The 20131-nt window shown below is 55.0% G+C and carries 18 protein-coding genes; 12 read left to right on the forward strand and 6 right to left on the reverse strand.

Going from position 1 to position 20131, the window contains the following annotated elements; genetic code table 11:
• Nucleotides 1–76 precede the first annotated feature (76 nt).
• Complete coding sequence (locus tag ACMYSO_RS00785; protein WP_434668794.1) at nt 77–1732, forward strand: glucan biosynthesis protein D; 1656 nt, start codon at nt 77–79, stop codon at nt 1730–1732.
• A gap of 62 nt (nt 1733–1794) precedes the next feature.
• Nucleotides 1795–2361 (forward strand): 50S ribosomal protein L7/L12-serine acetyltransferase, encoded by a 567-nt coding sequence (rimL, locus tag ACMYSO_RS00790; RefSeq protein ID WP_434668795.1) that lies wholly within the window; start codon nt 1795–1797, stop codon nt 2359–2361.
• Nucleotides 2362–2408: 47 nt separating this feature from the next.
• On the opposite strand, the gene ydcK is transcribed toward rimL, so the two are convergent.
• Nucleotides 2409–3389, reverse strand: a complete 981-nt coding sequence (ydcK, locus tag ACMYSO_RS00795) for a YdcK family protein (RefSeq protein ID WP_434668796.1) — start codon at nt 3387–3389, stop codon at nt 2409–2411.
• A 111-nt stretch (nt 3390–3500) separates the two neighbouring features.
• On the opposite strand from ydcK, the gene tehA reads away from it, so the two are divergent.
• Both tehA and tehB read left to right on the forward strand, forming a co-directional pair.
• Entirely contained in the window at nt 3501–4505 is a 1005-nt protein-coding gene (gene tehA, locus ACMYSO_RS00800; protein WP_434668797.1) for a dicarboxylate transporter/tellurite-resistance protein TehA, read from the forward strand.
• Nucleotides 4502–5098 (forward strand): tellurite resistance methyltransferase TehB, encoded by a 597-nt coding sequence (gene tehB, locus ACMYSO_RS00805; protein ID WP_434668798.1) that lies wholly within the window; start codon nt 4502–4504, stop codon nt 5096–5098. The genes tehA and tehB overlap by 4 nt, the downstream gene beginning before the upstream one ends.
• Here tehB and pepT read toward each other — a convergent pair.
• Nucleotides 5095–6324 carry a peptidase T gene (gene pepT, locus ACMYSO_RS00810; RefSeq protein WP_434668799.1) on the reverse strand — a complete coding sequence of 410 codons (1230 nt, stop codon included), beginning with the start codon at nt 6322–6324 and terminating at the stop codon, nt 5095–5097. The two genes, tehB and pepT, sit on opposite strands and share 4 nt — an antisense overlap.
• 114 nt (nt 6325–6438) lie before the next feature.
• Between pepT and ACMYSO_RS00815 the strand changes: the two genes are divergently transcribed.
• On the forward strand, nt 6439–8031 hold the full coding sequence (locus ACMYSO_RS00815) for an ABC transporter substrate-binding protein (RefSeq protein ID WP_434668800.1): 1593 nt from the start codon (nt 6439–6441) through the stop codon (nt 8029–8031).
• Between the two features lie 135 nt (nt 8032–8166).
• Nucleotides 8167–8835 (forward strand): DUF3313 domain-containing protein, encoded by a 669-nt coding sequence (locus tag ACMYSO_RS00820; protein ID WP_434668801.1) that lies wholly within the window; start codon nt 8167–8169, stop codon nt 8833–8835.
• A gap of 66 nt (nt 8836–8901) precedes the next feature.
• Here ACMYSO_RS00820 and ACMYSO_RS00825 read toward each other — a convergent pair whose 3' ends face one another.
• Entirely contained in the window at nt 8902–9798 is an 897-nt protein-coding gene (locus ACMYSO_RS00825) for a DMT family transporter (RefSeq protein WP_434585004.1), read from the reverse strand.
• Between the two features lie 182 nt (nt 9799–9980).
• Between ACMYSO_RS00825 and ACMYSO_RS00830 the strand changes: the two genes are divergently transcribed.
• Nucleotides 9981–10847, forward strand: coding sequence for an AraC family transcriptional regulator (locus tag ACMYSO_RS00830; protein WP_434668802.1), 867 nt, complete (start codon nt 9981–9983; stop codon nt 10845–10847).
• Here ACMYSO_RS00830 and ACMYSO_RS00835 read toward each other — a convergent pair.
• Nucleotides 10827–11993 (reverse strand): benzoate/H(+) symporter BenE family transporter, encoded by a 1167-nt coding sequence (locus tag ACMYSO_RS00835; protein WP_434668803.1) that lies wholly within the window; start codon nt 11991–11993, stop codon nt 10827–10829. The genes ACMYSO_RS00830 and ACMYSO_RS00835 overlap by 21 nt on opposite strands.
• Nucleotides 11994–12216: 223 nt before the next feature.
• Here ACMYSO_RS00835 and ACMYSO_RS00840 point away from each other — a divergent pair, with 223 nt between their 5' ends.
• The 5 genes from ACMYSO_RS00840 to ACMYSO_RS00860 all read left to right on the forward strand — a co-directional run bounded on the left by ACMYSO_RS00840 (nt 12217) and on the right by ACMYSO_RS00860 (nt 19397).
• Complete coding sequence (locus ACMYSO_RS00840) at nt 12217–14256, forward strand: beta-galactosidase (RefSeq protein WP_434668804.1); 2040 nt, start codon at nt 12217–12219, stop codon at nt 14254–14256.
• The gene (locus ACMYSO_RS00845; RefSeq protein WP_434668805.1) at nt 14253–15632 is read left to right on the forward strand and encodes an MFS transporter; all 1380 of its coding nucleotides are present in this window, start codon (nt 14253–14255) and stop codon (nt 15630–15632) included. The genes ACMYSO_RS00840 and ACMYSO_RS00845 overlap by 4 nt, the downstream gene beginning before the upstream one ends.
• A gap of 98 nt (nt 15633–15730) precedes the next feature.
• A complete protein-coding gene (gene araC / locus ACMYSO_RS00850) occupies nt 15731–16600 on the forward strand; it encodes an arabinose operon transcriptional regulator AraC (protein WP_434668806.1) in 870 nt (289 codons plus the stop codon).
• Nucleotides 16601–16649: 49 nt separating this feature from the next.
• The gene (locus tag ACMYSO_RS00855; RefSeq protein WP_434668807.1) at nt 16650–17198 is read left to right on the forward strand and encodes a helix-turn-helix domain-containing protein; all 549 of its coding nucleotides are present in this window, start codon (nt 16650–16652) and stop codon (nt 17196–17198) included.
• 234 nt (nt 17199–17432) lie between these two features.
• The gene (locus ACMYSO_RS00860; protein WP_434668808.1) at nt 17433–19397 is read left to right on the forward strand and encodes a peptidase U32 family protein; all 1965 of its coding nucleotides are present in this window, start codon (nt 17433–17435) and stop codon (nt 19395–19397) included.
• Between the two features lie 13 nt (nt 19398–19410).
• On the opposite strand, the gene ACMYSO_RS00865 is transcribed toward ACMYSO_RS00860, so the two are convergent.
• Nucleotides 19411–19644 carry a DUF2554 family protein gene (locus ACMYSO_RS00865; protein WP_434584993.1) on the reverse strand — a complete coding sequence of 78 codons (234 nt, stop codon included), beginning with the start codon at nt 19642–19644 and terminating at the stop codon, nt 19411–19413.
• 151 nt (nt 19645–19795) lie between these two features.
• The gene (locus tag ACMYSO_RS00870) at nt 19796–20104 is read right to left on the reverse strand and encodes a hypothetical protein (RefSeq protein ID WP_434668809.1); all 309 of its coding nucleotides are present in this window, start codon (nt 20102–20104) and stop codon (nt 19796–19798) included.
• Nucleotides 20105–20131 lie beyond the last annotated feature (27 nt).

The raw sequence follows: 20131 nt of genomic DNA on the forward strand, positions 1-20131 counted from the left end.
AGTGGGCGAAATTCACGACGCATCTGTTTGTCGCGTTGCGTATCAATTGACACAACAGAAGGACGCTTTCTCAGGCATGAATCGCAGACGTTTTCTCAAATCTTCCATGGCTGTTGCCGCCGTATGCAGCACGTCAGGAGTCGCTTCACTTTTCTCTAACGCCGCGCTTGCCGAAGATTCGGGCATTGCTGATGGGATGACGCGCCGTTTTGACTTTTCCGTTTTGCAATCAATGGCGCACGATCTCTCTCGTCAGCCGTGGGGAGGGGCGCCGCGCGCGCTGCCGCCGACTCTGGCGAACCTGACTCCGCAGGCCTACAACAGCATCCAGTACGATGCGGGACATTCGTTGTGGAACAATATTGACGAGCGCAAACTGGACATTCAGTTTTTCCACGTCGGTATGGGTTTCCGCCGTCGCGTGCGCATGTTCTCGTTAGATACGCAGACCCAACAGGCTCGGGAAATTCACTTCCGCCCGGAGCTGTTTAACTATAACGACGCTGGCGTCGATACCTCGCAACTGGTGGGGCAGACCGACCTCGGCTTTGCCGGATTCCGTGCGTTTAAAGCACCGGAGCTGGCGCGTCGTGATATCGTCGCTTTCCTGGGGGCGAGCTACTTCCGTGCGGTTGACAGCACTTATCAGTACGGGCTCTCCGCACGCGGCCTGGCGGTCGATACCTTTACCGACACCCCGGAAGAGTTCCCGGACTTTACCTCCTTCTGGTTCGAAACGGTTAAACCGGGCGCCACGGTCTTCACCGTTTACGCGCTGCTTGATAGCCCGAGCGTCACCGGGGCCTATAAGTTCGTGATCAACTGCCAGGAGACGCAGGTGATTATGGATGTGGAAAACCACATCTATGCCCGCAAAGATATCAAACAGCTGGGCATCTCGCCGATGACCAGTATGTTTAGCTGCGGCAACAACGAGCGCCGGATGTGCGACACCATCCACCCGCAGATCCACGACTCCGATCGCCTCGCGATGTGGCGTGGCAACGGCGAGTGGGTCTGCCGCCCGCTGAATAACCCGCAAAAGCTGCAGTTCAACGTCTTCCAGGACAAAAATCCGCGGGGCTTTGGCCTGCTGCAGCTTGACCGTGATTTCACGCATTATCAGGACATCATGGGCTGGTACAACAAACGTCCAAGCCTGTGGGTCGAGCCGCGCAACCAGTGGGGCAAAGGGGCCGTCTGTCTGATGGAGATCCCGACCACCGGTGAAACCCTGGATAACATCGTCTGCTTCTGGCAGCCGGAAAAAGCTATCAAAGCCGGCGATGAGCTGGACTTTAGCTACCGCCTGTACTGGAGCGCGCAGCCGCCGGTGCGTTCACCGCTGGCCCGCGTGATGGCAACCCGTACCGGTATGGGCGGTTTCCCGGAAGGCTGGGCGCCGGGCGAGCATTACCCGGACAAGTGGGCGCGTCGTTTTGCCATCGACTTTGTCGGCGGCGATCTGAAAGCCGCGGCCCCGCGTGGCATTGAGCCGGTGATTACGCTCTCTAACGGTGAAGCGAAACAGGTCGAGATTCTGTACGTTGAGCCGTTCGACGGCTATCGCATCCAGTTTGACTGGTATCCCACCAATGACTCCACCGACCCGGTGGAAATGCGCATGTTCCTGCGCTGTCAGGGTGCGGCGATCAGTGAGACCTGGTTGTATCAGTATTTCCCGCCGGCACCGGACGAACGACGCTACGTTGATGACCGGGTCATGAAATAATTGCAGGTTCCTCCGCTGCGGCGCGATGCCGTAGTGGAGGAACGTTGCCGTGAGAGAGCGCTATGTCTGACCAAACCCCTCCCGTCCCAGAAGAAATCCCGGTAACTGACCAGCTGACGCTACGCGCGGTGGATGAACGCTACGTCAGCGAATTACACCAGCTGGTTGAAAAAAATAAACACTGGTTGCAGCATGCTTTAAGCTGGCCCGCGGCGGTGAGCAGTGAGGATGAAACCCGCCGTCATGTGCAGGGTAATGTCATGCTGCATCAGCGCGGCTACGCCAAAATGTTCTTGCTGTTTGTCGGGAATGAGATAGTCGGCGTGCTGTCGTTCAACCAGATTGAACCGCTGAATAAGACCGGCTATATCGGCTACTGGATTGATGAGCATCACCAGGGGCAGGGGCTGCTTTCGCAGGCGCTGGAGGCCTTTATCCAGCATTATGCGCGCCGCGGTGAAGTGCGACGCTTTGTGATTAAGTGCCGGGTGGCGAACCACAAGAGCAATCAGGTGGCGCTGCGCAACGGTTTCAGCCTGGAAGGGTGCCTGAAGCAGGCGGAGTACCTGAACGGCAGCTACGACGACCAGAATATCTACGGGCGGATTGTCGATAGCCTCGGGGAGTGAGGGCGGTTTCCCCGGCTGGCGGCATTTTGCCTTCGCCGGGTGACTTACTATAGCGAGCCGAGCAACGGGGTGCGGGTGATATGGCTGCTGCCGTTGATCACTTTGCGGCCGCGCAGGTGGATGGCATCGCCGTGGCGTGCGTCAATATGGGCGCTGTCGCCAATTTCAACCTGGTGTTCGATCACCACATCGCCGCTGATACAGGCGTGGCCCTGAATCAGCACCTCGTCATCCAGCAAGATCGGGCCGCCGCAGAGCCTGGCGTGACCGCCCACCATCACCCGATGTTTCAGCACGCAGTTTCCCTCGACCACCGCATTCTCCGCCACCTGTGAACTGTAACGCAGGGTTGGAATGGCATCTTCGCCGCGCCCGGCGATGATCCGCGCATGGTCGTAAACCCGGGCGTTATCGCAGATCCAGACATCGTTGTCATCGTTACCCTCCAGCCGCGCATGGTCAAAAATCTCCGCCCGATGTTCGACAAAGGCGTGCTCGACAAAGGCATCTCCGTAAATTTGTGCCTGATGCACGATACGTGAGGCGCTGACGGTGGCCCGCTGATAAATTTGCAGATACTTGTCGCGGTCGGCGGTCAGACCCTGAGCGGCAACGATCAGGCAGTGGGGGAGGATACGCGCGCGATCCGCCAGACGACAGTAGCCACGGATGTGCGAGTACTCAACCGTGACGTTGTCACTTATTTCTGCGTGATAGCTGACCTCGGCATGATCGAGCCACGCCTCGCCACGGATCAGCGCGCCATGGCTGACGATACAGGTGCCGGTGAGCCGCGCGTTGCCTTCCACTCGCGCCCCGGCAAATACAGCACTGTTGGGGTCATAGATCCAGCAGTGGCCCTCATGACTGAGCGCCGACTCCTCGTCCAGCCAGCCGCCTTCGCTTCCGGCCTGCACGTCGGCAAAATCACGTAAGGCCACAATTTGCCGCAGATTTACGCTATGTTTAATGCCGTCTTCTTGATAGTGAAACAGGCGAACGTGCTCGCTAAGACGATATTTGTTCATCAAGGCTTCTCTTTACTTTTGCTTAACATAAACATAGCAAAAAATGCCGTAGCGCGTTTTATAAGGTTCTTTTAAAATGCACCTTAAAGATAAATTGAAAAATTAAACAAAATGAATAATAAACAGCAGGGACAGCAGGCCCTGAATTTACCTGCAGGCTATTTCGGGATGGTACTGGGCATTATTGGGATGGGCTTCGCCTGGCGTTACGCCAGCACTATCTGGCCAGTGAGCCGGGCTGTCGGAGATGGCCTGGTGGCCCTGGCGGCGGTAATTTGGGCGCTGCTGGCGCTGGCATTTATTCTGCGCGCGCTGCGCTTTCCGTGGAGCGTCCTGCAGGAGGCCCGGCACCCGATCGCCGGCAGCTTCGTCAGCCTGTTCCCGGCCACCACCATGTTGGTGGCAATCGGCTTTGTGCCGTGGCTGCGCCCGCTCTCGCTGGTGCTGTTCGCCATCGGCGTGGTGCTGCAACTGGGGTACGCCGCCTGGCAAAGCGCCGGGCTGTGGCGGGGCAAGCACCCGGCGGAGGCAACGACGCCAGGTCTCTATTTACCGACGGTCGCCAACAATTTCATCAGCGCGATGGCCTGCGGCGCGTTGGGTTTTACCGACGCTGGACTGGTCTTTCTTGGCGCCGGTGTTTTCTCATGGCTCAGTCTGGAGCCGGTTATCCTGCAACGATTGCGTAGCCACAACGAGCTGCCCGCCGCGCTGCGGACCTCGTTGGGTATTCAACTGGCCCCGGCGCTGGTGGCCTGTAGCGCCTGGCTAAGCGTCAACGGCGGGGAGGCGGATACCTTCGCCAAACTGTTGTTTGGCTATGGTCTGCTGCAGCTGCTGTTTATGCTGCGATTGATCCCGTGGTATGTCCGGCAGCCGTTCAATGCCTCTTTCTGGAGCTTCTCATTTGGTATTTCCGCGCTGGCCAGCACCGGGTTGCATCTCGGGCATAGCCACCCGGACGGCTTTTTCCATTACCTGGCGATCCCGCTGTTTGTCTTCACCAATCTGGTAATTGGGCTGCTGCTTGTTCGCACCGCTCTGCTGCTGGTGCAGGGTAAACTGCTGATTCGCGTCGACCGGGCGAGCTTATTAAAAAACAAGGACTCATTATGATTATCCGTGACGAAAACTACTTTACTGACAAATACGGCCTGACCCGCACCCATTCTGAAGTGCTGTACGCCGCCACCCAGGTTGCGCCAGGAAAGACGCTCGATCTGGGTTGTGGCAACGGGCGCAATAGTCTGTACCTGGCGGCCAACGGCTATGACGTGACCGCGTGGGATAAAAACCCCATGAGCATCAGCACGCTGGAGGGGATCCGCGAAGCGGAAGGGCTGAACAATTTACAAACCGCGGTGCAGGATCTTAATACCCTGAGTTTTGACGGCGAGTATGACTTTATTCTCTCCACCGTGGTGCTGATGTTCCTTCAGGCGGAAACCATCCCAGGCTTGATCGCTAACATGCAGCGCTGTACCAAACCGGGCGGCTACAACCTGATCGTTGCGGCGATGGATACCGAGGATTATCCCTGCACCGTTGGCTTCCCGTTTGCCTTTAAATCCGAGGAACTACGGCGCTATTACGCCGGCTGGACGTTCCTCAGATATAACGAAGAGGTGGGCGAACTGCACCGCACCGACGCCGACGGCAACCGCATCAAGCTGCGTTTTGCCACCATGCTGGCGCAAAAGCCGGCTTAACGGGCCGCCAGCAGGCACAGCTGCATCGCGGTCTGGTATGACGCTTCGAAGGCGCGCAGCGGCAGAAACTCAAATTTTGAGTGGAAGTTGTGCGCGCCAGTGAAAAAGTTTGGCGTGAGCAGGCCTTTGGCAGACAACGCTGCCCCGTCGGTCCCTCCGCGCATTGGTGTGGGCTTCGGCGTAACGCCAATGCTCTCCATCGCTTCAAACATCAGGTCAATGGCCCGGCGGTCGTCGCCAATGGCGTTGCTGATATTGCTGTAGGTGTCGCTGATGGAGAATTCGACATTGGCGGTGGGGTAGCGGGCGGCAATGATTTCGGCGACCTCGCCGATCTGCTGTTTGCGGCGTAAAAAACTGTCGCGGTCGAAATCACGAATGCTGGCCTGCAGCAGGGTGCGGTTTTGGTCGCCCTGAATCCCATTGAACCACACGTATCCCTCGCGCCCGGCGGTATGCTCCGGCGTTTGCTGACGGTCAAAATGGCTGATGTAATCGGCGGCCATCAGCAGCGGATTCACCAGCACGCCTTTCGCCGACATCGGATGGGCGGTCACGCCGGTAAAGCGGATCTCTGCCGCAGCGGCGTTGAAGTTTTCATAGACAATTTCCCCTAGCTCGCAACAGTCGATGGTCCAGGCAAAATCGACGGCAAAGCGGCTGAGATCCAGCGCTTTCGCCCCCCGCAGCCCGACTTCTTCATCTGGCACAAAGGCTACCACGATATCGCCGTGGCGATGGTCCGCCGTCAGGTTTTCCAGCACCGTCATCACCACCGTCACCGCTGACTTGTTATCGGCGCCCAGTACGCTGGTGCCGTCGCTGAAAATAATCTCTTCATTCGGGTAGGCGAGGATTTCCGGGTGTTCACTCACCCGAAGCCAGATATCTTTTTCGCTGTTCAGGCACAGGTCTTCCCCGGCAAAGCGCAAAATCTGCGGATGGATATCTGGTGAGAGCCCAACGTCAACGGTGTCGATATGGGTAATAAAACCAATCCGCGGCGCGCCCGGAACATTGCCTTTTTTCACCGCCGTAACGGTGGCATGTTCATCGATCACGATATCGTCCAGGCCGAGACGCTGTAGCTCATCGGCCAGTTCACGCGCCATGTCATGCTGCCCCGGCGTGGTGGGCAGCGTGGTGGCGCGCGCGTCGCTCTGGCTGCTGATGGCGAGATAGCGGAAGAAGCGCTGGGTCAGTTGGCTGGCGAGAGGTGATGACATAGTGATTCCTTCTTTATTTATATTTTCAGGTGTTTGCAATCTGGCTTTAGTGTTATGTATGGGATGGAAAACAACAAGCTATTCATTAGCTGACAAATTAAAAAAGGAAACGTTATGCAACGCAAACTCACCACGCTTGCTCTGACATTAACGGCGCTCACGTTCGGTTCCAGCGTGAGCGCAAAGACGCTGGTTTACTGCTCCGAAGGATCGCCGGAGCATTTCAATCCCCAACTCTATACCTCGGGTACCAGCGTTGATGCCAGCGCGGTGCCGGTTTATAACCGCCTGGTCGACTTTAAAGTCGGCACCACCGAATTACAGCCTAGCCTTGCGGAAAGCTGGGAGGTGAGTGAAGACGGCAAGGTCTATACCTTCCATTTGCGCAAAGGGGTGAAGTTTCAAAGCAATAAATATTTCACTCCCACCCGCGATTTTAATGCCGATGACGTGATTTTCTCTTTTATGCGGCAAAAAGATCCGCAGCATCCTTATCATAATGTCTCCAACGGTAATTACTCAAATTTCGAAAGCCTCGAGTTTGGTCAGTTAATTACCGCAATTAATAAGCCTGATGAATATACCGTGCGTTTTACCTTAGCTCGTCCCGAAGCGCCGTTTGTCGCCGACCTGGCATGGTATTTCGCCTCTATTTTGTCCGCGGAATATGCTGATGCGATGCTAAAAGCCGGCACGCCGCAGCGTGTCGATTCCGACCCCATTGGTACCGGGCCGTTTAAACTGGCGCAATACCAAAAAGATTCCCGTATTTTATTTACGGCTTTTCCGCAGTACTGGCAGGGGAAAGCAAAAATTGATCGCCTGATATTTAGTATTACCCCGGATGCATCGGTGCGTTACGCCAAACTGGAGAAGAACGAATGCCAGGTGATGCCGTTCCCGAACCCGGCAGATTTGCCGAGAATGAAAGAAAACAAAAACATTACCTTGATGAGTAAGGCGGGTCTGAATACCGGTTTCCTGGCGTTTAATACCCAAAAGCCGCCGCTGGATAATGTCAAAGTTCGTCAGGCGCTGGCGCTGGCGATTAATAAACCGGCAATCATTGAAGCGGTATTCCACGGTACCGGCACTGCCGCGAAAAACCTGCTGCCGCCGGGGGTGTGGAGTGCCGACAGCGAGTTAAAAGATTACGATTACGATCCGCAAAAAGCGAAAGCGCTGCTGCAGGAGGCGGGCCTCAGCGGGCCTGTGACCATTGACCTGTGGGCGATGCCGGTGCAGCGTCCTTATAACCCCAACGCCAAACGTATGGCCGAGATGATTCAGGCCGACTGGGCGAAGATTGGCGTGCAAACTAAAATCACAACCTATGAGTGGGGTGAATACCTCAAGCGTGTCAAAGACGGTGAACACCAGGCGGCGCTGATTGGCTGGACGACCGCCACCGGCGACCCGGACAACTTCTTCGGACCGTTGTTTACCTGTCAGTCGGCGAACGGTGGATCGAATTCGGCAAAATGGTGCTATCCGCCATTTGACCATATTATTGCCGAAGCGAAATCGATTACCGATCGGCAAAAGCGAGAAGCGCTGTATAAACAGGCACAGCAAATGATGCATGATCAAATGCCGGCGGTGATGATTGCTCATTCAACTATCTTTGAGCCGGTTCGCAATACGGTTTCTGACTATGAAATCGATCCTTTTGGCAAGCATATTTTCTATCAGGTTGATATAAAATAATTTGGAAATGTGAATCCGCCCACCGTGGCGGATTTATTTTTTTAAACGTTTGACGGATCCCTTTTTTTGTCACAAAACTTAGTCTGGTAGTTTGCTATAAATCGCGCCGACAACTGCATTTACAGGGATTCACACATGCGTACTCATTTCATTTTTAAAATAGCATCCCTTGCTGGCCTGTTAGCACTCGCGGGCTGTGCCTCAAAAATTGCCTCCCCTGAAAAATATTCTGGTTTCTTAAAAGACTATTCAAATTTAAAAGAAACAACGTCGGCTTCTGGTAAACCGGAACTGCGCTGGATTTCTCCGGATTACAATCCTAAAAACTATGACAACGTTGTCTATAACCCGATCACCTATTATCCGATTCCTAAACCATCTACTCAGGTCGGAGAAAAGGCGCTGCGCGATATTCTCAATTACACCAACCAGCAGATGAAACAGGCGATTTCCGAGCGTAAACCGTTGGTGACAAAACCTGGTCCGCGTAGCCTGATTTTCCGTGGCGCCATCACCGGTGTGGATTCGAGCAAAGAAGGGCTGCAGTTCTATGAAGTGATTCCGGTCGCGATGGTGGTGGCAGGTACGGAGATGGCCACCGGGCATCGCACGATGGATACCAGTCTTTATTTCGAAGGTGAGTTGATCGACCCGAAGACCAACAAACCGGTAGTTAAAGTGGTGCGTAAAGGCGAGGGGAAAGCGTTGGCTAACGAAAATACGCCGATGACAGCCGATACGCTGAAGCAGGTGATTGATGATATGGCGATCGACGCCGTGAAATTTGACCCGACACAGAAATAGAAATCCTGGCCTGATAGCCAAAAAGGCGCCTTTCAAGGCGCCTTTTTTCAGTCGAAAATCGCGAGATTACGCCAGCCTGCGGCGCAGGAACCACTGCTCAGGGCGGGCGAACATGACCAGATTACCCACCAGAATCAGCGCCAGCCCGACCACCGCGTTACCGTGCCAGACATAGCCTTCGTAAAAGGTCGAGATGGTCAGGGCAACCAGCGGGAACAGCAGCGTGCTGTAGGCGGCCTTACCGGCGCCAATCCGGCCAACCAGCGTGAAATAGGCACCAAAAGCAATCACCGAGCCGAACAAGGCCAGGTACAGCAGCGCTCCCATATAGCTCAGCGTCCACTGTGGGGTGAAATCATCACCGCGCAGCAGGGCGATCGCACCCATGACCAGCGTGCCGTACAGCATCGCCCAGCTGTTGGTAGTCAGGGTTTCCAGACCGCGACGCTGGTGGCGCATACTGAGCATATTTCCCAGCGAAAAGCCGTAGGTTCCCAACGCGCTCAGGCCGATACCCCACAGCAGCGATGCATTAAGCCCGTTGCGCAGCAGATCGTCCCAGAACAAGGTCACAATCCCGGCCAGACCGAGAACGGCGGCGAGCCAGAAACGTGCCGGAGGCTGCTGGCGGAAGAAAATAAACCCGTTTATGGCGTTAAACAGCACCGCCATGGAAAAAATGACTGACTCGAGGCCGGTATTAATGTGCGCCGCTGCAGTGTAAAAACACCAGAAGTTAAAGCAGAATACGCAGCAACCCTGCAACACGCAGAACAGGTGATCGCGTAGGGCCAGCGGGCGCAGGCGACGGGTGACCAGCAGAATCGCCAGCATCGTGACGCTCGCGACAGCAAAACGCCAGAAAATAGACACCGGGGCAGCGACAGGCCCTTGTTGTAAAAAGATGGCAATCCACGTGGTGCCCCAGATAATCACGACCAGTCCGTACAGTAATGCGTTCAACTTCTCTCTCCCGTAAACACGCCAGCGGGTAGTGTGTCACCGGTTTAGCGCCTGCGCTGTCATCTGTCGGGGAGTCACTTGCAAATTCTTGCGCTTATTTTTGCCCTGGGGCGGGAGAGATCTGGTATCTGGCGCCGACTCTTCATAGACTAGAGGTTTACGGAATCGGATGTGTAAAGGCTATGGCTTACGGGACTTTCGAAACATTACGTCGACAAAATGCCGTCCTGCGGGAGACGATAGAGCTGAACTCCGGTATTCAGCTGGCGGCGTGGTATAACAATCTCGATACGGTGACCGTTCGCAGCAACCATCACACCCTGAGCCTGTACGTGGCCGACGGCTACGAAAGCTATCAAAAAACGCCGCAGGGCTGGAAAAACGGCGGCGGTCCGGATCGTTTCTGCCTGATGCCAAAAGGGGCGGAGAGCACCTGGGACATCCGCGGCGACCTCTCTTTCGTTCATCTCTACTGCACCGACGAGCATCTGCGCAAGGTCGGGGAGCAGATCTGGGATCGCAGCCCGGCGTCGTTCAGCCTGCAGGAACAGACCTTCTCCCAGGATGACAAAATTACCGCTGTCTATCGCCAGTTCCTGCTCGATTACGACTGGCAGCAGCAGGCTAACCAGCTGACGTTAAGTTCCGCCAGCACGCTGCTGTTAACCCACCTGATTCAGCACTATTCAAATGTGCAGTGGCGTTTACCAACAGTCTCCGGTGGCCTGGCGCCGCACGTGCTGCGTAATCTGCTGGCGCGGATTGAAGAGCAGTTGGATCAGCCGCTCACCCTGGCGGACCTGGCGCAGGAGGCGGCGCTCAGTGAGTATCACTTTGCGCGCATGTTCCGCCAGTCAATGAACATGGCGCCGCATCAGTATGTGATGCAGCGGCGAATGATGAAGGCGCAGGAGCTGATCTGCCGCAGCGCCCGATCGCTGACCGATATCGCTATGGCCTGTGGGTTTAGTTCCGCCAGCCATTTTAGCAACCGGGTGAAGCGCGCCACGGGCCTGACGCCGTCGCAGCTACGCGCGGCGCAGCGTTGATAGCAGAGCGAAGCTCACTCCCCCCAGCACCAGTCCCCAGAAGGCAGAGCCAATTCCGGCCAAGGTGATGCCGCTGGCGGTCACCAGAAACGTCACCACCGCCGCATCCCGTTCATTTTCCTGATTCAATGCCTGAAACAGGCTCCCGCCAATGGTGCCGAGCAGCGCCAGCCCGGCAAGCATCTGGATCCACGCCGTCGGCAGCGCCGCCATCAACGCGGTGATCGACCCACCAAACAGCCCGGCAAGGAGATAAAAACCGCCTGCCGCCGCCGCAGCCAGCCAGCGTTGTTGCGGATCAGGATGTGCCTCCGGGCTTTGGCAGATTGCCGCCGTAATGGCGGCAATACAGATTGAATAGACCCCAAACGGCGACAGAATCAGCGCCAGCGCACCGGTGGCGACAATCAGCGCAGATGTCGGCACCCGATAGCCGGAAGCCTGCATGGTGGCAAAACCGGGGGCGTTTTGTGAGGCCATCGTGACCAGGAAGAAGGGCAGCCCGACGCTGAGCAGCAATGAAGGGGTAAACTGCGGCGCGATATACTCCGGCATAACCAACAGTTGCGTCACATGCCCGCCCACGATCTCACCAGACATCCCGGCGATTGCTCCGCCAACCAGCAACGCCGCAATCACCGCGAAGCGCGGGTAGCAAGCTTTACACAGCAGCCAGACGGCGAGCATCCCGCCGCATAGCAGCAGGTGTCCCTCAAGGGTGGCGAAAGCCTGAAGACCAAAGCGCAGGAGGATCCCCGCCAGCATCGCTGCCGCCAGTGAATGCGGGATGATTTTCATCAGCCGGGCAAACAGACCGGTGACCCCACACAGCACAATCAACGCATTGGCAAAGATAAAGACGCCAACCGCCTGGTTCAGCGTGACCCCTTGCAGCCCACTAACCAGCAGCGCCGCGCCGGGCGTCGACCAGGCGGTGAGGATCGGCACTTTGCGCCACAAGGTCAGGGCCAGCGTGCTGACCCCCATACCCAGCCCCAGCGCCGTCATCCAGCCGGCTATCTGGTGTGCGTTGGCCCCGGCGGCGGCGGCGGCCTGCCAGATAATGGCGGCAGAGCTGGCATAGCCCACCAGCACGGCGATAAATCCGGCGAGCAGCGTCGGCAGGGGGAGTGAAAACGAGCGCATAGTAACCTCTTGTGCGTTATAACATCCGGAATACTGTAGCACTGGCCGTTATAACGCACAATCGTCTTCCGACGGCTGTGCTCACCCCGATGCTGACCGTTGAAAAATGTGATCGCTATCGACTCCCTATGGCGATAGCAGATTGCTCTATGTTGCTAGCAGCTAATTTCATCCGTTCCCGGTGATTCTGCGTTATGTTTCCGGTAACACAGAGGAGCGGATAATGAATCAATTTTGGTATGGTGCAGCGTATTATCGGGAATATTTAGTAGAAGAGCGGTTGCAGGAAGATATTGCCTTAATGAAAGCGGCAGGTATTAACTATGTGCGTATCGCGGAAAGTACCTGGAGCACCTTTGAACCACGGGAAGGCGAGTTTGATTTTAGTTCGGTAACCACGGTGCTGGATGCGATGTACCACAATAATATTGCAGTAATTATCGGTACGCCGACCTATGCGATCCCCGCCTGGCTTGCCAAAAAATATCCCGATGTGATGGCGACGACCCCTCAGGGGAAAAATATGTATGGCCATAGACAAAAAATGGATATCACCCATCCGACCTATTTGTGGTATGCCGAGCGAATTATACGCCAGCTATTAAAGGCGACGGCACAGCATCCCGCTGTTATCGGCTTTCAGATTGATAATGAAACAAAATACTATGATACCTGCTCTGAAAATGTACAAATTGAATTTGTGCAATCATTAAAAAAACGCTTTGCCAATAATCTTGATGAACTTAACTCTGCCTTTGGTCTTGATTACTGGAGTAACCGCATTGGCGCGTGGGAAGATTTTCCGTCGATGAACGGTACAATTAACGCCAGTCTTGGGAGCGCGTTCAAAGCGTTCCAGCGATCGCTGGTCACGCGTTTTCTTAGCTGGCAGGCTGAGCTGGTCAGAGAATATAAAAACGATCGACAGTTTATTACGCATAACTTTGATTTTGACTGGCGCAACTGGTCGTACGGGATCCGCGCAGAAGTTGACCATTTTAAAACCTCGGCTGTGGTCGATATTACCGGCGTGGATGTTTATCATCCCAGCCAGTTTCACCTGACGGGTGCTGAAATTGCCTTTAGCGGCGATATCGCGCGGGTGACAAAAGACCGCCGTTACATGGTGCTGGAAACCCAGGCTCAGGCATTTAAAGACTGGACGCCGTTCCCCGGCCAGCTACGCCTTCAGGCATGGAGCCACGTTGCCAGCGGCGCCTGCCTGCTGGGGTACTGGCACTGGCACTCTCTGCATAATTCCTATGAAACCTACTGGAAAGGGATTTTGAGCCATGACCTGAAACCCAATCCGATATATCAGGAAGTGTGTCAGATCGGGGCAGAACTGCGCGACTTTGCGCCGCAGGTGATGGCCTATGCCTGCAAAAGCCGTATCGCCCTGGTGGTCAGTAATGAATGCCTGACGGCGATTGACTGGCACCCCTGGCGCGGGCATCAATTTAGCCGGGATACCCAGCATCAATATAATGATATTTTCCGCCTGTACTATGACACGTTGTACCGCATGAACATTGAAGTGGATATCCTGTCCGTCGACGATCCGCGAATATTCAGCTATGAAATGCTGATCTGTCCGCTGCTTTATACGGTCAGCGATGAGATTCTGCATCAGATTAATAATTACATTAAAGCGGGTGGTCATGCCATTTTCTCCTTTAAATCGGCATTTGCGGATGAAAATATGAAGGTTCGATCCTGCGAGCAGCCGGGAATTATCTCTGCGGTCGTTGGAGCAAGTTATCAATTATTTGTTGAACCGGATCGCACGACGTTGACCTCGGACTGTTTATCGTTGTCCGGGCTGGATACCGCCGTTGATGACTGGATGGAATTATTGGTGCCGGAAGAGACGGCGACAGTATTGGCTCGCTATGAGCATCCTTACTGGGATAAATATGCTGCCGCCACATTTAATCGTTATCAGCAGGGTAGTGCGGCGTATATCGGCTGTCATTTATCTACTGAGGTATTACGTGAAATGATGCGCTATATACTGCAAGAAACGCTGCCGACGGCAGTACCAGACGACAATATTACTTTCCCGATTATTATGCGTCATGGCGTTGATGAAAATAATAAAGAGCTGATCTATTTCTTTAATTATAGTGCGGAACCGCAACAGGTAACATTTAAGTGGCCTCACGGGAGAATGCTCTTTACTGGCGATGCGGTTCATGCCGGAGATGACATTTTCTTAAGTGATTGGGATGTGCAAATTATTCTTCTGGAGAACAGAGCATGAGTTCCTTATCAATAGCGCAGGCGCAGACAACCAATGAACAGCCCGGTTTTCGTGAACGGTTGGCATTTGGTTTAGGGGATTACGGCACCAACCTGACCTATACCATGATGGTGACATTCCTGGCCTGGTTTTATACCGATATCGTCGGTATCTCGGCCGCTCTGATCGGCTCGTTAATGTTTTTTGCTCGCGTCGTGGACGGCGTGATCTGCGTGTTCGTCGGGATCCGCATTGATAAAACCGATACCCGGCTGGGTAAAGCGCGGCCATGGGTGCTGTGGACGGCGGTGCCATTTGGCTTATCGGCATTTTTGATGGCGACGGTTCCCGGCATTGGCGACAATGGCAAAATAATTTATGTCTGCGTGACTTACCTGCTGGCGAATATTTTCTTCACCGCCAACAATATTGCCTATGGCTCATTACTGGCACTGATCACCCGTGATACCTGGCAGCGTGGGGTGCTCAGCGTCTTTCGTAAGGGGCTGTCGACTTGTGGTTCGTTGACCGTCGGCGTCTTTACGCTGCCGATGGTGGCGGCATTGGGCAATAGCCAGACGGCGTGGATTATTGTCTTTGCTATTTTTGGCTTCTTCACCGCCCTGTGTTTGTTGCTCACCGGCGCCTGGACTCGTGAACGTATCAAACCGGTTAATCAGGAAAACCGCCACCATATCCAGACCCGGGAAGTGATCCGCTCGATAGCCGGTAATCGTTACTGGTTGATGATCTTCTTCTATCTGCTGATTACCTTTACCAGCCTGACCGCGCTTTCCACGGTAAGCGTCTACTACTCACGCTATATCCTGCAGGACGTATCACTGATGTCGTGGATCAGTCTGGCGCAATATACTCCAGGGCTTATCACGCTGCTCATTATCCCGTGGCTTATCCGACGGCTGGGAAAACGTAACCTGGCGTTGCTGGGGTTGACGGTGTGCAGCATCGCCTATTTGCTGCCGTTATTTGATAAAACCAACTCGCTGTACATCATTCTGGCGACGGCGGTGCGCAGCGTCGGTTTCTGCGGCATCGGCGCGACGATGTTTGCCTTCCTCGCGGATACCATCGATTACGGTGAATGGAAAACCGGTTTGCGGATGGAAGGGATCCTGTTTAGCGCGGGAACCCTGGGGCAGACGCTGGGAATGGGACTGGGTAGCGCAAGCGTCGGCTGGATGCTGGGCGCTGCCGGTTTTGTCAGCGGCGGCAATGCGGTTCAGTCACCGCAGGTGATCGCTATGATTGAGTTCTTATTTATCGCCTTTCCCTTTGCACTGGCGTTAATCAACATGGTCATCATGTATTTCTACCGGCTGGACGGGTTGTACGAGCAGGTCGCAGAAGATCTTTCACAAGGGAAGCTGGCGCAATAACCGGGCGGGCGCAATCCTGAGGTTGCGCCATCCACTCAACCAGGCAAAATGGCAGAATGGTCTAGAAAGCAATGTGGTTGCCAACAATGAATAGCGAAATGGCGGATGATGATCTGGTTATCTATTCGCCACTGATGCGCAGCTTTACCTTTAACGCCTGGCTGGTGGCAGGCTATACGCCGATCGTACAGGGCAATAAGCTGGACACCTTTATCCAGCGAGAGCTGGGCATGAAAGGCTATATCATTAATATCACGCTCCGTGGCGCCGGCGTCGTGCATCGTAATAATGAGACCTTTATTTGTCGCCCCAACGATGTCCTGCTGTTTCCCCCGGGCTGCCCTCATCATTATGGCCGCGAGCCTACGAGCGATAGCTGGCAGCATCTGTGGATCTATTTTATGCCCCGGCCGTACTGGATTGACTGGCTGAAGTGGGATCGACAGTGGCATGACGTGGGGATAACGCAAAGCGTCGATGATGAGTTTTTGCAGCGCTTAAAGGCTGACTTCAAAGAGGTTATTCGCCTGTACTCGTCGTCAGACCGCCTGGATGCCATTCTGGCGGTGAATTGCCTCGAGCGGATCCTGCTGCACTGCTTTAAATTGCAGCCGGGCAGTAACTGCGTCTCGCTTGACCCGCGAATCATTGCTATCTGTCAGTTTCTTGATGAGCATCTTGAAGAGAAAATCACCATTGATACGCTGGCGGCACGGGCATTTTTGTCACCATCCCGGTTGGCGCATCTGTTCCGCCAGGAGACCGGCATGACGATTTTCGCGTGGCGGGAAAAACAACGAATGAACCGCGCCTCGCTGCTTTTACAGCATGCGCAACTGACGATAGCGAACATCGCCCAACTGGTGGGATATGACGATGCGCTCTATTTTTCACGTTTGTTTAATCAGCAGTTTGGCGTCGGACCACGCGAGTACCGTAAACGGTTTTCGCAATTAAATGCCCTGTAGAATCATATCAATGTGCGTATAATTTCCCCTGAGATAATCTGGAGGTGGAATGAATATTGCGCAACATCTGGCGACAACCTTGAAATCACTGCGCCAACAGCGCGGCTGGAGCCTGTCGCGGTTGGCGGAAGAGACCGGCGTATCGAAAGCGATGCTGGGACAGATTGAGCGGAATGAATCCAGCCCGACGGTCGCCACGTTGTGGAAAATCGCCACCGGCCTGAATGTGCCGTTCTCGACTTTTATTGTGGCGGATGCATCAACCACGCCGTCAGCCTTTGACCCGCAGCAGCAGGCGATGGTGGTGACCCCGGTTTTCCCGTGGGACCCGGAGCTACGCTTTGACCATTTCTCGATAACCCTCGCCCCCGGCGCGCTGAGCGAATCAACGCCGCACGAAAAAGGGGTCATTGAACATGTGGTGGTGATCGACGGGGTGCTGGATCTGTGTCTGCAGGGCGAATGGCACGTCTTAGCGCCGGGAGAGGGGCGTCGGTTTGCCGGAGATCTGGCGCATGCCTACCGCAACAGCGGCGGGCAAACCGCCCATTTTCATTCGCTGATCCATTACCCAAAAGAAAAAGCCGCAGGGAGTTAACCTGCGGCCAATCAAAACGATCGATAATAACCACTCACAACGTGACGAGGAAAATCCGGAATACGTGATGAGAGTAACGTCGCTGGTTTTGAGAGGGAAATACCTTTTTCTTCAATGCTTTGCTGGGAAGTGAAAATTCACCCACTGCGGGTGGTGGAAAATGTTTTCGTCTCCGGCCACTTCTGACTACAATAGCCGCCATTTCGACCCCCTATAACGGATAACAACGAGCGTATGCGCCTGCAAAACCATCATCTTGAACTTCTTAGCCCAGCCCGCGACGTCGGGATCGCCCGTGAAGCGATTTTACACGGTGCGGACGCGGTCTATATCGGCGGGCCAGGCTTCGGCGCGCGTCACAATGCCAGCAACAGCCTCAGCGATATCGCGGCGCTGGTGCCTTTCGCCCATCGCTATGGCGCGAAGATCTTTGTGACCCTCAACACGATCCTGCACGATGATGAACTGGAACCGGCGCAGCGCATGATTACCGACCTGTATGAAACCGGCGTTGATGCGCTGATCGTGCAGGATATGGGGGTGATGGAGCTGGATATTCCACCGATTGAGCTTCATGCCAGCACCCAGTGCGACATCCGCAGCGTGGAGAAAGCGAAGTTTCTCTCCGACGTGGGATTCAGCCAGATCGTGCTGGCGCGCGAGCTGAATCTGCAGCAGATCAAAGCGATTTACGACAATACCGATGCGACCATCGAGTTCTTTATTCACGGCGCACTGTGCGTGGCCTATTCCGGCCAGTGCAACATCTCGCACGCGCAGACCGGGCGCAGCGCCAACCGCGGCGATTGCTCTCAGGCCTGTCGTTTGCCTTACACCCTGAAAGACGATCAGGGGCGAGTGGTGGCCTATGAAAAGCACCTGCTGTCGATGAAAGACAACGATCAGACGGCCAATCTGGCGCAGCTGATTGATGCAGGCGTGCGTTCCTTCAAAATCGAAGGGCGCTACAAAGATATGAGCTACGTGAAAAATATCACCGCGCACTATCGCCAGATGCTCGATGCCATTATTGAAGATCGCGGTGACCTGGTGCGGTCGTCTGCCGGACGCACTGAACACTTTTTTGTGCCTTCAACCGATAAGACTTTCCATCGCGGCAGCACCGACTATTTTGTCAACGCACGCAAAGGCGACATTGGCGCTTTTGACTCGCCGAAATTTATCGGCCTGCCGGTGGGGGAAGTGCTGAAAGTGGGCAAAGACCATCTCGACGTTGAAGTCAGCGAAGCGCTGACCAACGGCGATGGTCTGAACGTAATGATTAAGCGCGAAATCGTCGGCTTCCGCGCTAATACGGTAGAAAAAACTGCTGAAAATCGCTATCGCGTGTGGCCAAACGAGATGCCGGCGGACCTGCATAAAGCGCGGCCGCATCAGGTGCTGAACCGTAACCTCGACCATAACTGGCAGCAGGCGCTGCAAAAAACCTCCAGCGAACGCCGAATTGCGGTGGATATTACCCTCAGCGGCTGGCAGGAGCAGCTGGTGCTGACCATGACCTGTGAGGACGGCGTCAGCGCGACCCACACTCTGGACGGCGAGTTTGCCGAGGCGACACAGGCCGACAAAGCGCTGGCGAACCTGCGCGACGGAATCGCGAAGCTGGGCCAGACCATCTATTTTGCCCGCGATGTGCAGGTTAATCTGCCCGCTGCGCTGTTTGTGCCGAACAGCCTGCTGAACCAACTGCGCCGGGAAACGGCAGAATTGCTCGATGAAGCGCGTATCCACGCCGCTCCACGTGGCCAGCGTAAAGCGGTTTGCGTGCCGCCGCCGGTCTACCCTGAGACTCATCTGTCGTTCCTTGCCAACGTCTATAACCATAAAGCGCGTGAATTCTATCAGCGCTACGGCGTGAAGCTGATCGATGCGGCCTATGAAGCGCATGAAGAGAAGGGCGATGTGCCGGTGATGATCACCAAGCACTGCCTGCGTTTCGCCTTCAATCTGTGCCCGAAACAGGCAAAAGGTTCGATTAAGAGCTGGAAAGCCACGCCGATGCAGTTGATTCATGGCGATGAGGTACTGACGCTGAAATTTGACTGCCGTCCTTGCGAAATGCACGTGATCGGCAAGATGAAAAATCACATCCTGAAGATGCCGCTGCCGGGAAGCATTGTGGCCTCCGTCAGTCCGGATGACCTGCTGAAGACCTTACCTAAGCGCAAAGGCGCCTGATCGCCGACGATCGCTACTGGGGAAAGAACGTTTGCGGCTTTCGCGCGTTCTGCCAGTGGTGACGTTCACGAAGATCGGCGGCGGCCTCGTCACACTGGCTGCGCAACTCATCACTATCGGCCTCGTGCAGCAACTGCTGTTCGAGGCTCTGCACCGGAAAGTATTCGTGTCCCTGTTGCCGGGCCAGCAGGTGGCCGGAAAATAACGCGCACATCAGTACCAACGTCGAAACGCATCTCTTAAGCATATCCTGTACCAGTGGCAGGTGAGTGAGGCTACTATGCCTCTGATTTTTTGAGCTTTATTGTGGGCTTATCAAAGAAGGGCAAAGATTGTGTCAGGTTGTCCTGACGAAAGGCGAAAAAAAGCCCGGCGTTGTGAATTGCCGGGCAGAGCCGTTATTTTTTCGGCGGCAACGGTTTGCCGTTATGCTGGCCGTCTTTTGGCGGCTGCTTGCCGTTGTGCTGGTTGTTTTTCGGCGGTTGCTTACCGTTATGCTGGCCGTTTTTTGGTGGCTGTTTACCGTCGTGCTGGCCACTTTTTGGCGGTTGTTTGCTGTTGTGCTGACCGTCTTTTGGTGATTGCTTACCGTCATGGTGCTGACTGTTAGCTGAGTTTCCCGGCGGCGGCGGCGGGTTATCGGCCGCAAACGCAAAAGAAGAGAGCGCAAACGTCATCGCGGCAGATAACAAAACAATTTTTTTCATCACTACATCCTTTATTTTTATGTGCCT

Source organism: Klebsiella sp. B345 (genome assembly GCF_051131735.1).
In the GTDB taxonomy this organism is placed as follows: domain Bacteria; phylum Pseudomonadota; class Gammaproteobacteria; order Enterobacterales; family Enterobacteriaceae; genus Klebsiella.